Raw genomic sequence first — 12,447 nt, forward strand, 5'->3', positions numbered from 1 at the left:
TTACACCTCCAACTCAATCATATATTCCTGGAATGACATCACTTCGTCGTCGTTTTGTTCATGTTTGTCTTCATCTTCAGTTTCTTGTTGGTTGAATGCATGCTCTCGATCATTCTTAGCTGTATCTTGCAACGCCTGGGATATGTCGATACGTTCCACTTGCAAATTCTGCTGTAGGAATGCGCTTCTAAGCTGATGCAACTGACTGTCCAGCATTTCTTTACCGAGTGCCGTTGATGCAAGTATTCTTGCTGTCATGACACCGTTCGTCTGAAGCAACTCAATTCGGACTTGTCCAAGGTGCTCAGGATACAGTTTGATGAGTAAACGATTCGTTCCACCTGTCTGACCAAAGTTTGAACGTTTAAATATATTTTGCATTTCTCGTAGTAAGGTCTCATTTTTCAAGTTATTGCGGCTTTCCTCAGTAGTTAAAAGTTCCCCTTTTTCTGCATGAATGACAAATTGTCCGATATGCTTGGATTCCATCAACTGTGCTATGCCGTTTTTCGCATTTATTGCAGAGTTTTCATTTTCTTCGAAATGCTTATTTGCTGTTCCCAAGTAGCCTTGCAAGGAGAAAACAAGCTGTTCTTGCTTCATGAGCAAATCGATTTTTGGTGCGGCGATTTCTACTGTTTTTAACAACGTTAAAAGTTCAACCGCCTGTCTTTGCGGTATACTACCTTTTCCTTCAAGTGCGTCCGTCAATTGGTTGAAAAACTGTGGAGCCACAATGTCAACGGCATTTACTATTGCCCATAAATCAGTCGTACTGGACACTGCTGACAAATCAGCTTCGCTAAGTCCTGCTTTTTCTAATAGTGAAAGCATACTTTTCATTAGCTGTTTAGGATCTAAATCGAGCATTTTTGCAAGCTCTTCCAAATTACCCGCATTGGTAATTGAGTCTAGTTTACTGGTCGAATCTGCATTTCCATCATCTATTAAACCCTTTGCAGCTGTATCAAGCTCCTTAAGTGATGTAGCGTCAAAAATCGCCATTATTGATTCGGCCGGTACGTTACTGTCAATTGCTTCAGAGTCTATACCTTCAGTTAATGGGACTTTTCCAGCAATACTGCTAAAAATCGAACCAAATGAGTTGGTTGCCGACTTTCCTGATTGTGCATTATTCGACACTGTTTGGAGCTTCATTCCATTCATTGCTTGTAGTGATGCGATGTTCACTTATTCACCTCCCTTCAATACTATCGGTGAAAAACGTCTACTATTTAGTCATCATTGTGGTATATTTTGCAGCATCATCAGGTGACATTTTTTCAAGAATGCCAGCCAGGGTATCCGGTTTTAAGCCGATTAAAATTCGAATAGCTTCTGCATCACTCATTTTTGTAATGACAGGGGCTGCAGATTTTGACGACATCTGTTCAAAAGTTGTCAAAATCTCTTTAAAATTTCGTTTGGAATCATCTTTTTCACGAACGAGTACGGCTATTTCATCAAGCAGTTTCTCCTGTTCAATCAGTAATTTCTCAATTTCATCAGATGATGTATCCAAATCTGTCTGGACTTTGAATAGTTGTGCTTCTTTCTCTTGAATTTCCGCTTGCATTGTGACAACCCGCTCTTCAAGAACTAAATCCCCAGTGTCTAGATTCTCATTTTTCTTTTCAGCAATAAAGGGAAGGTTTTCCGACAATCCTTTTGCCTTGTCAAACAGATTTACGTCAAAAACAGTTGCTATGATTAAGCCCACAGCCGTAGCAAACAGTAGCGGGATGAGCACCCATAGCAAGAGCACTTGAAATATCCCGGTACTATTTTCTTTTTCAACGTTAGATTGTTCTATTTCTGGCTTCGTTTTTTTTACCATATTATCACCTGTTTTCTCTTCTCCGGAACTTCAGCGTCGACAATTCATCAAGCTGAACCGCTTCTAGCTGTTCCATTTCAGCGCGATGATGTTCACGATCTTTTTCTTTCATTTTTTCAAACTTTCGCACCTCGAGCGTTTTTTCTAAAAGTTTATTCTCATACCAGTTCATTTTTGAGCGGGCTTGCATAACTTGCTGCTGCATTTCTGCTGTCCTTTTCTCTAAACTGGAAATGAACCTCGAATAGTGATGAATTTCATTAATTGAAAATCCAACCGCCATCTTTATCTGCTGCTCGGCGAGAATATCTTCTTTCTTTTTCAGTAGATCGTATAATTTAGTAGCAACTGTTTCAAATGCCTCAACTGCACCTTTAAATTCTACTTCAGTCTCTGTTTTTTCCTGTTCACGGAACGTTAATACCTTTTCGAATCGATAGAGATAGGGTTTCATACATTCCCACCTCCAGTGCCAAGTGAAACGAGTTCCGCTATGCTGTCTTCCATTGAAATATTATCTTTATAACCTTGTTTTAAAAAGTTCGTAATAAGTGGCTCAAATTCAATTGCTCGATCGATTTCATTCGATGTTCCCCGTTTATAGGCACCGATATTGATCAAATCCTCGGATTTATCGTATGTATAATAAAGATCACGTAGTTTTTCCGCTGCTTTGACATGTTCTTCATCTGCAATATGGTTCATAAGCCGGCTTACGCTTTTTAAGACATTGATAGCAGGATATTGCCCCTTATTGGCGAGCGTTCTGTCAAGCACAATATGACCATCAAGAATTCCCCGTACCGCATCAGCAATAGGCTCATTCATATCATCGCCATCGACGAGAACTGTATAGAACGCAGTTATAGAACCGAACTCATTCGTACCCGTTCGCTCTAATAATTTTGGTAGTATCGCAAAAACAGAAGGGGTGTAACCGCGTGTAGCGGGTGGTTCACCTACAGCAAGTCCTATTTCCCGCTGCGCCATTGCAACCCGTGTTACGGAATCCATCATAAGCATGACGTTCATCCCTTTGTCACGGAAATACTCGGCGATTGCGGTAGCTGTGAACGCTCCTTTAATACGCATTAGTGCAGGCTGATCAGAAGTTGTCGCTACAACAATAGATCGGCTCATTCCTTCAGGTCCTAGGTCACGTTCAATGAATTCCCGCACTTCACGTCCCCGTTCACCGATGAGTGCAATGACGTTTAGGTCAGCTGTCGTATTGCGGGCAATCATACCAAGCAGAGTACTTTTACCAACGCCGGAACCTGCAAAAATTCCGACACGTTGCCCTTTTCCCACTGTTAACATACCATCAATCGCTTTGACACCAACAGCAAGCTTTTCATTAATAGGGGGACGAGTTAACGCATTCGGTGGATCCTGTTCTGTTCTAACAGTTGTCAGCCCTTTTGGAAGAATGCTATTGTCAATCGGATTCCCCATAGAATCAAGCACTTTCCCTACAAGATTCATCCCAACCTTGATTTCGAGTGGTTTTCCAAAGCTTTCAACAAGACAGCCGCTTGAAATATCACGTATGTTTGTATAAGGCATTAGGATGACGATTTCTTCCTTGAATCCGACAACTTCTGCTTTAATAATTGAAGTATCTTTACCAGAAGTGTTCAAATGAATATGGCAAACATCACCAATCGAGCTTTCAGGTCCTTGTGACTCAATCATTAAACCGACTACCCGGACAACGCGACCAAGTTTCTTGAAGGTCTTCACATTTGGAATGAATTCAATTAGTTCCTCCGCTTTTTTCATCATCAAACACCACTTTCTAGGATTTCGATGAGTTTTTCCCTTAGTTCGTTCAATTGTGCATCAATGCTTACAACAATCCGTCCGTGGTTTGTTTCAATATAGCAATCTGCAGATTCAAAATCCTCATTTGAAAAAATAAGAAAAGGCACATTGGGCGGAAATATAGATGCAAGTTCAGAACGATTCTCCGAAACAAGTTCAAAATAGTCAAGAGAAACGTATAATTTAATTTCTTTCATTTCCCGTGTCTCTTTCAAAGCTCTCTTAATAACCGATAAATACTTTTCCTTATCATCCTCAAGCGACTGCCCGATAATTCTTTCGGCGGACAGCATTGCTAAATCGAGAATGACACGTTCCTGGCTATCTAGGTATTGGCGCGCGTTATCATCTGATAACTCCGTCACTCGATTTGCGGTCTGAATAGAGGCAGCTATATCTGATATAGATTTGTTGTGCCCTTCCTCATATCCAACTTGGAAACCTACTTCATATGCTTGTTGCTGCAGCTCGGTTTTCTCGTTCTGCCATGCTTTTTGCATAGATGCTATATCTTCAGTGGCGGATTGTCTAAATTGTTCAATCGACGCTTTTTCAACCTCATTCGCTTTACTTGCTTCTCTTAACAAGCGGTCACGTTCAGCTAACACTTCATCTAATGATAGTTCTACTATCGTGCTGGCTTCCTGCGAAATAGTCAGACTGCGTATGGAAATTTCTTTCATCTTTCCATCTTCCAGTTTCGTATTGAACGATCGAAATACATTAGACAATGATGTCATCTCCTCCACCACGCGCGATAATGATTTCACCTGACTCCTCGAGCCTACGTATAATGCCAACAATACGTGATTGTGCTTCTTCCACATCTTTCAAACGGACAGGTCCCATGACTTCCATTTCTTCTTGGAATGATTCCGCCATCCGTTGTGACATATTCCTGAAGAGAATATCTTTCACTTCTTCACTTGAAACTTTCAATGATAGGATTAGATCTTCATTTTCACAATCACGTACGATACGCTGAATCGAACGGTTATCCAGTGTAACAATATCTTCAAAGACAAACATCCGTTTACGAATTTCTTCGGCTAGTTCCGGATCTTGAATTTCAAGTGCATCCAGAATCGTTTTCTCCGTCGTTCTGTCAACACCATTCAATACTTCAACAACGGCATCAATGCCACCTGTTTCCGTATAATCCTGCGTTACAGTTGAAGAGAGCTTACGTTCAAGTACTGCTTCGATTTCACTGATGACTTCTGGTGATGTGGAATCCATCGTCGCAATTCTCTTTGCTATATCTGCTTGCATTTCTTGCGGTAATGACGATAAAATCATTCCAGCTTGTTCTGCCTCCAAATAAGACAAAATGAGCGCGATTGTTTGTGGATGCTCGTTTTGGATGAAATTTAATATCTGTGAAGGATCGGCACGTCTGGCAAAATCAAAAGGTCGTACTTGCAAAGATGATGTTAGACGATTAATAATCGCTTGTGCATGTTCCTTGCCGAGCGCTTTTTCAAGTACTGTCTTCGCATAACCAATACCACCTTGTGAAATATAATCCTGTGCAAGAGCAATATTATGAAACTCTTCGATAATTTCTTCCTTCACCGATGATTCAACTTTTTTAACCCCTGAAATTTCTAGTGTCAGCCGTTCAATTTCATCTTCATTTAGATGCTTATAGATTGATGCTGAAACTTCTGGACCGAGGGAAATGAGTAGGAGTGCTGCTTTTTGCTTACCCGTCATCCCTTTGCCTTTTTTTACCACAATTTATCCCTCCGTCATTCCTCGGCTATCCATGTTCGCAATAGTTTGGCAAACTCTTCCGGTTTTTCTTTTGCCATCTTCTCCAGTTGTTTTCTACGGACAGTTCCTTCTGTTTCAAGCTCTGTGTTTATGTCATTTACATCAAATGATACAAGTTGTTCTTCGATAATTATTTCATCTTCCATTTCTTCGGCTCTTCTCCGTTTTTGGAAGAAGGCAAAGACTAGAATTGCGATGACAACAAGCAATGACACACCAATCACATATACCCACCAAGGGATTACAGATTTCGGCTCTGAGAAGTCCGTAATCTTGCCATTGAAGGGTTGGACAGAAACAACGATTTTGTCATTCAACTCTGCATCAGTTAAATCTCCAGACGCTTCTTTATCAATCGACGTTCTAATAATCGTTTCAAGAATCCGTTGGACATCTTCTTGCAAACCCGGTGGCATGGATGTTGCATCATCTGCTACTGGCGGTTCTACCATGACCTGAATTCCTATATCACGAATTTTATAAGGACTTTCAACAATTTCTTTACGAATTCGGTTCACTTCATTATTTACCGTTTCTTCTATCTTTTCATAATCTCCATTTGAAAATGTACCTTCCACAAATCCAGTACCGTTATCTGTTGGATCTTCTGCTTCAGGAGTGCCACCTGCAACTGGCCCATTCCCTGTAAATGACTCCGTGAGACGCTGGACGCTGAGCGCGATTCCTTCCATACTCTCTTCATCGACAGGTGTCACAAGATTCTCTTCCCTATTTTCAATTTGAAAATCAATATCCGTTGTTACGGAGACGACAATTTTATCCTGTCCCATCATTGTTCCGAGCATCATCTGCACTTGTCGTTGTAAATCACGTTCTATTGTCTTTTTGACCGACATTTGATCTGCAATACTTGGTCCGGATGGATTATCGGTAGTCTTCAAGTCGAAGTATTCGAAATACTGGTTTGTTATAACAATATCGTCCGTTGATAGATTTGGGAGACTCTTCGAGACGAGATTATATAACGCAGTGATCTGCGGTTCGCTAAACTGATGGCCAGCATCCGTATTAAGAACAATCGATGCACTAGCCTGTTGAGTGCTTTCATTCAAGAAAACACTTTCCGTTGGCAAGGTAATCATGACTTTAGCATCTTTAACGCCTGCTATTCCTTTAATCAGGTTAGCTAGTTCCGTTTGCATCGAAGCGAGTTTAATCATATTAAACTCATTGTCCGTTGTTCCAAATCCTGCATTTTCCGCGAAAAAGGAATAATCTATCATTCCTGAGTTTGGAAATCCTTCCGCGGCAAGCGACACCAGTAAATCATCTACACGCTCTTTTGGTACGAGTATTGAAGTTCCACCTGGTGCAATTTCACTTGGCACGCCTTGGCTATCCAACTGTTCCTTTATCCGTCCTATTTCAGATTGGGATACTTCAGAATACAGAGGTACAAATTCTGTCCTTGATAGGAAGAAAGTCAGTATAGCAGCGATTATAATAACTGCAGCAGCAGAACCGAAATAGGTTATTTTTTGTTTTTTTGTACGACTTAACCAGAACGTCTGAATATCAGCTCTGATTTTCGCCAATCTTTCATTCATTGTATTCCTCCGGTCAGCTTACGGAATTTGAACATCCAACTTAATTTGACTGAGTCACTTATTCATACAGGCATACGGATAATTTCCTGATATGCTTCCACTACTTTATTCCGCACTTCCATTGTTGCATTTAAGGCAATCGATGCTTTCTGCGATGCTATCATGACGTCATGAAGTTCAATATCTCCGCCACGCACAAGTTTTTCTGTCATCAAATCTGATTCATATTGTTTCGTATTTACTTCTTGGATTGCCTCTTTCAAGAAAGTCCCGAAGCTTTGTTGCGCCTCACTGGGTGTCGGCTTCATTTGTGTATCCATTTTTAAAAGTCCTGCTGACTGCACTGGATTGAAAACAGATTGTATCGCCATTCTTTTATCATCCTTCCTAAACTATCATTTACCGATTTCAAGTGCTTTCATGAGCATAGATTTATTTGCATTAATAACCGTTACATTTGCTTCATAAGAACGTGTCGCAGACATTAGGTCAATCATTTCACGTAACGGGTCAACATTTGGCATCGAAACATATCCGTCTTCATTCGCATCAGGGTGAGAAGGATCAAAAACAAGCTTAAATGGCGTTTCGGTATCTTCTTTAATAGTTGAAACCGTAACACCATATCCCGCTGATCCTTTTACCTGTTTTCCCATTGCCGCATTCAACATTGATGAAAACTGTCCTTCCCGGGGTTGAAACGAAACAGATTTACGGCGGTAGGGCTGCCATTCACCCTCAACCATTCTCCCGCGTGTTGTATCTACATTCGCCATATTCGAGGATATAACATCCATCCTAAGACGTTGAGCAGTTAATGCAGATGCAGAGGTGTTTAAACTATGAAATATAGTCATTGTTAACGACCTCCTTTAATGACGTTTTGTAACGTACTAAACTTTCCATTAATCCGATCGACGACTGCGTTGTAGTAAATTTGATTCGATGCTAAATTTGCTTGTTCTTTATCCATGTCTACACCGTTTCCATCTTGACGATAGCGGAGATTTGAGTAATTGAAAACACCAGGGTGAGTCGTAGGTGTATTAAAAGCGATATGCCTTTTATCCGTTCTGTAGGCTTCTAGAGAATTACCCCTCGCTTTATCGAAAACTTCTTTAAAACTGACGTCTTTCGCTTTGTAATTTGGAGTGTCAACATTTGCTATATTTTGCGAGATTACTTTCCCTTTTGTAGCAGAATACTCCAACCCCCGCTCCAATTGCGAAATCATCGTTCCAAATAAATTCAATCTTCTCACCTCTTAATCTATATATTCCCTAATAGTGTGATACTAAATCTATATAATTTGGATTATATTTTAGTATAAATATAGCTACTACTATTGTATCGGATTTTGTCGATTCTTGCCATCACTATATGTAGTTCATTTAACCCTATTTACAATATATAAATTTAATAATAGTTCAAATAATTTACTATGTATTCATTTCCTTATCTGAATTTCAATACTCACTTTCGGCACCCTGTTTGTGCAAATAAAAAAGCACTTCTCTTTTTCAAAAGAAGTGCTTGGAATTTAATTGTTAATTATGATTTTTGTTTTTCGAGTTCTTCTAGGAATTTATTGTTAAGAACTTTAATATAAGTTCCTTTCATACCAAGTGAACGAGATTCGATGACGCCGGCACTTTCAAGTTTACGCAAAGCATTTACGATAACCGAGCGAGTAATCCCCACGCGATCTGCAATTTTAGATGCCACTAGCAAACCTTCGTTACCGTCAAGCTCATGGAAGATGTGTTCGATAGCTTCGTGTTCACTGTAAGAAAGTGAACTGATAGCCATTTGAACGACTGCTTTACTGCGTGCTTCAATTTCGATTTTCTCAGATTTTTCACGTAAAATTTCCATACCTACGACAGTTGCTCCATACTCCGCAAGAATCAAGTCGTCATCTTGGAAGTCATCTTTAAGTCTTGCGAGGATAAGCGTACCAAGGCGTTCACCACCACCGACGATAGGAACAATTGTCGTCAAACCGTCTTTGAATAATTCTCGGTTTTCATTTGGGAATACTGAATGAGTATTGTGGACATCAAGGTTAGAAGATGTCTCTCTCACGTCAAACAAGCGATTCGTATATTCTTCAGGAAATTTGCGATCGATGAACATTTGTTTCATGCGTTCGTTGTCAATTTTATGATGAATTTCTAGACCTAGCAATTTCCCTTTTCTACTAACGATAAAAGCGTTACATTCGATTACAAAGCTGAGTTTTTCAGCCATTTCTTTAAAGTTTACCGGTTTTCCTGCTGATTCTTGTAGCATTGCGTTAATTTCGCGTGTTTTTGATAATAAATTCATTTTTATATTTCCTCCTCAAAGTAATTGCTGTCGTTTAAAGAATATTCTAAAGGTTTTCAATCATTAAATAAACTAATATGTTTCGTTATAGGATAAATTGTGACAAATCTTTGTTTTTTGCGATATCTTTCAACTTTTCGTCGACATATGCAGGTGTTATTTTTATTGTTGCAGGTCCAATATCAGATGCTTCAAACGATAATTCTTCAAGTAACTTCTCCAAAATCGTATGTAAGCGTCTAGCTCCGATATTTTCTGTCGAATCATTCACTTCAAATGCGATTTCAGCAAGCCTACTGATTGCTTCATCCGTAAAGTCTAAAACGACATCTTCTGTATTAAGTAGTTTTTCGTATTGTCGGATTAATGAAAAGTCTGGCTCTTTTAAAATACGGATAAAATCATCTTTAGTTAGTTTTTCAAGTTCAACCCGGATTGGAAATCGGCCTTGCAGCTCTGGAATGATATCAGAGGGCTTTGACATGTGGAAAGCTCCCGCAGCAATGAATAGGATAAAGTCCGTTTTTACAGTTCCGTACTTAGTAGTGACGGATGACCCTTCAACGATTGGTAAAATATCTCGTTGTACACCTTCTCGTGAAACATCAGCTGAAGAACTACCTCCACCCCGACTTGCGATTTTGTCCATCTCATCAATGAAGATGATCCCTGACTGCTCTGTCAATTCAATAGCACGCCGAGCGATTTCATCAGTATCAATGAGTTTGTCCGCCTCTTCCGCTTCGAGTGCAATACGAGCGTCTTTTACTTTCAAATTCCGCTTCACTGTCTTTTTCGGCATAAGTGAAGAAAGAGCATCTTGCATATTTGCACCCATTTGTTCCATACCCGAGCCTTGCAAGCTGTCAAACATGGATGGCTGCTGAGCAGAAATTTCAATCGTAACCATTTGCTCTTCAAGTTCACCCGCTTTAAGGCTCGCGGCGATATCAGAACGTTTACGCTTCACATCGGCCATTTCTGCATAATCCGGCTCTTCTAGTTCTGTTTTTTGCCCGAACAGCATTTCAAAAGGATTTTGTATATTACCCATTTTCTTTTTTTCAGGAACGAGAAGTTCAATGAGACGCTCTTCGGCAAGGATAGATGCATTCTCTTTCACAGCTTCGCGTTGTTCTTCCCGAACAATCCGCACACCTGCTTCAGTTAAATCTCTTATCATCGATTCAACATCACGTCCGACATAGCCAACTTCTGTAAACTTTGTAGCTTCAACTTTTAGGAACGGCGCGTTGACAAGTTTCGCAATGCGTCTAGCGATTTCAGTCTTCCCAACACCGGTCGGACCAATCATTAGTATGTTTTTTGGAATGATTTCATTTTTCTCTTCATCCAATAAAAGACTTCTTCTGTATCTGTTACGAATTGCAACAGCCACTGCCCTCTTCGCATTATCCTGCCCAATAATATATCTATCTAGATGCGCAGTTAGTTCTTTGGGTGTCAGCTCTACTTTATTTATCATTCAAGCACCTCCACAATAATATGGTCATTCGTAAAGACACATATTTCTGCAGCCGTCTCCAGCGCCGCTTGTGCAATTTCAGCAGCGTTCAGTGATTGACCGCTATATTTTTTCAATGCTCTTCCGGCAGCAAGTGCATAATGACCACCAGAACCGATTGCTAAAATTCCGTCATCCGGTTCAATCACTTCACCAGTACCCGACACTAGAAGTAATGTTTCGCTATCCATGACAAGCAACATCGCTTCAAGTTTACGAAGAATCCGGTCGCCCCGCCATTCTTTAGCAAGTTCTACTGAGGCCCGTTGAAGATTTCCATTGTACTCGGTTAGCTTTGCTTCGAATAATTCAAATAGTGTAAAAGCGTCTGCTACGGATCCCGCAAAACCTGCCAACACTTTACCGCCAAATATTCTACGTACTTTTTTTGCCGTATGCTTCATAACGACTGCATTTCCTACTGTTACTTGCCCATCACCCGACATGGCACTTACACCATTATGATTAATTGCAAAAATTGTAGTTGCATGGAATTCCATCAGATCATCCTCCTATGCTCGCGGATGCGTATTCATATATGTTTTCCTTAAGTGCTCTTTTGTTATGTGTGTATACACTTGCGTTGAAGATAAGTGACTGTGTCCCAGAAGTTCCTGAACAGTCCTCATGTCAGCCCCTCCTGCCAAGAGATGAGTTGCAAAAGAGTGGCGAATCATATGTGGATAAATCTTTGAGTGGAGTGATGCGCGTTCCATCATCATGCTCAAGATATGACGCACACCTCGGTCAGTCAAAGGATCTCCCCGCAAATTGACGAACAACATGTCATGTTCTTTTTGTTTCATCAAATCCAGTCTGCTTTTCTCACGATAAGCATCGAGTGCGGATTGCGCAAAACTACCAAACGGAACATATCGTTCTTTGCGACCTTTTCCCATGACCAGAACGATGCCAAGATGGTCATCTATATCCTGTATCTTGATGGAAGTTAACTCACTGACGCGTATGCCTGTTGCATAAAGCAATTCCAAGAGTGCATAGTCACGCAATGACTTCTTATCCTGCCCATCACAAGACGAAAATAACAGCTCCAGTTCTTCTTCATAAAAAAAAGCCGGAAGTCTATCTTCCTTCTTCGGATGGTGGAGTGAACGGAATGCAATATCATTAATCTCATATCTGGCATTTGCAAACTTGAAGAATGAACGGATTGAAGATACTTTTCTGGAAATCGATGCTCTCGATAAACCCTTGTCATAAAGTTCCGTCGCATAAAGCCTTGCTTCGGGATACGTGACATCATTTAAATCTGCTATCCCCTCAACTTCTAGAAAGGACAGAAAGGCATCTACATCTTTTTCATACTCTAATACTGTATAAAAAGAATAGTTTTTTTCCAGGCGTACATATGAAATGTATTCATCACGAATGATAGAAGGTTGTACAGTCATACATTTCACTCCTCGAATGAAAAAGTCCTAAATCCGATAAACTATTCCGAGTCATTTGAATAATAACACATATCACACAAAACACTATAGCAAATTGATGAATAGACGTAAAATAATGACTTCTTAAGGAATTCAAAAGTCATCCACGATTCACTATACAATAAATATCGTTAATTC

General features: G+C 40.2%; 14 protein-coding genes. All 14 read right to left on the minus strand.

Annotated features, from left to right (window positions below; translation table 11 throughout):
• The gene (locus AC25Y5_RS04925; protein ID WP_488139366.1) at positions 1-1,191 is read right to left on the minus strand and encodes a flagellar hook-length control protein FliK; all 1,191 of its coding nucleotides are present in this window, start codon (positions 1,189-1,191) and stop codon (positions 1-3) included.
• A 40-nt stretch (positions 1,192-1,231) separates the two neighbouring features.
• Complete coding sequence (locus AC25Y5_RS04930; protein ID WP_488139367.1) at positions 1,232-1,837, minus strand: MotE family protein; 606 nt, start codon at positions 1,835-1,837, stop codon at positions 1,232-1,234.
• Positions 1,838-1,841: 4 nt separating this feature from the next.
• Positions 1,842-2,291 (minus strand): flagellar export protein FliJ, encoded by a 450-nt coding sequence (gene fliJ / locus AC25Y5_RS04935; protein WP_488139368.1) that lies wholly within the window; start codon positions 2,289-2,291, stop codon positions 1,842-1,844.
• On the minus strand, positions 2,288-3,619 hold the full coding sequence (fliI, locus tag AC25Y5_RS04940; protein WP_482100613.1) for a flagellar protein export ATPase FliI: 1,332 nt from the start codon (positions 3,617-3,619) through the stop codon (positions 2,288-2,290). The genes fliJ and fliI overlap by 4 nt, the downstream gene beginning before the upstream one ends.
• Before the next feature lie 2 nt (positions 3,620-3,621).
• Positions 3,622-4,401, minus strand: coding sequence for a flagellar assembly protein FliH (gene fliH, locus AC25Y5_RS04945; protein ID WP_488139369.1), 780 nt, complete (start codon positions 4,399-4,401; stop codon positions 3,622-3,624).
• Positions 4,385-5,398: a flagellar motor switch protein FliG gene (fliG, locus tag AC25Y5_RS04950; RefSeq protein WP_488139370.1), complete on the minus strand. Its 1,014-nt coding sequence runs from the start codon at positions 5,396-5,398 to the stop codon at positions 4,385-4,387. The genes fliH and fliG overlap by 17 nt, the downstream gene beginning before the upstream one ends.
• 14 nt (positions 5,399-5,412) lie before the next feature.
• Positions 5,413-7,005, minus strand: a complete 1,593-nt coding sequence (gene fliF / locus AC25Y5_RS04955) for a flagellar basal-body MS-ring/collar protein FliF (RefSeq protein ID WP_488139371.1) — start codon at positions 7,003-7,005, stop codon at positions 5,413-5,415.
• Positions 7,006-7,067: 62 nt separating this feature from the next.
• Positions 7,068-7,325 (minus strand): flagellar hook-basal body complex protein FliE, encoded by a 258-nt coding sequence (fliE, locus tag AC25Y5_RS04960; RefSeq protein ID WP_482100612.1) that lies wholly within the window; start codon positions 7,323-7,325, stop codon positions 7,068-7,070.
• Between the two features lie 75 nt (positions 7,326-7,400).
• Positions 7,401-7,862, minus strand: a complete 462-nt coding sequence (gene flgC / locus AC25Y5_RS04965) for a flagellar basal body rod protein FlgC (protein WP_488139372.1) — start codon at positions 7,860-7,862, stop codon at positions 7,401-7,403.
• Between the two features lie 2 nt (positions 7,863-7,864).
• A complete protein-coding gene (gene flgB / locus AC25Y5_RS04970) occupies positions 7,865-8,257 on the minus strand; it encodes a flagellar basal body rod protein FlgB (RefSeq protein WP_488139373.1) in 393 nt (130 codons plus the stop codon).
• Between the two features lie 299 nt (positions 8,258-8,556).
• Positions 8,557-9,333, minus strand: coding sequence for a GTP-sensing pleiotropic transcriptional regulator CodY (gene codY / locus AC25Y5_RS04975; protein WP_482100432.1), 777 nt, complete (start codon positions 9,331-9,333; stop codon positions 8,557-8,559).
• An 85-nt stretch (positions 9,334-9,418) separates the two neighbouring features.
• On the minus strand, positions 9,419-10,816 hold the full coding sequence (gene hslU, locus AC25Y5_RS04980) for an ATP-dependent protease ATPase subunit HslU (RefSeq protein WP_488139555.1): 1,398 nt from the start codon (positions 10,814-10,816) through the stop codon (positions 9,419-9,421).
• Positions 10,816-11,361 carry an ATP-dependent protease subunit HslV gene (gene hslV / locus AC25Y5_RS04985; RefSeq protein WP_488139556.1) on the minus strand — a complete coding sequence of 182 codons (546 nt, stop codon included), beginning with the start codon at positions 11,359-11,361 and terminating at the stop codon, positions 10,816-10,818. Before hslV ends, hslU begins: the two co-directional genes overlap by 1 nt.
• Before the next feature lie 9 nt (positions 11,362-11,370).
• Positions 11,371-12,270, minus strand: coding sequence for a tyrosine recombinase XerC (xerC, locus tag AC25Y5_RS04990; protein ID WP_482100431.1), 900 nt, complete (start codon positions 12,268-12,270; stop codon positions 11,371-11,373).
• Between the last annotated feature and the right edge of the window lie 177 nt (positions 12,271-12,447).

Source organism: Sporosarcina sp. Y1011, assembly GCF_057669885.1.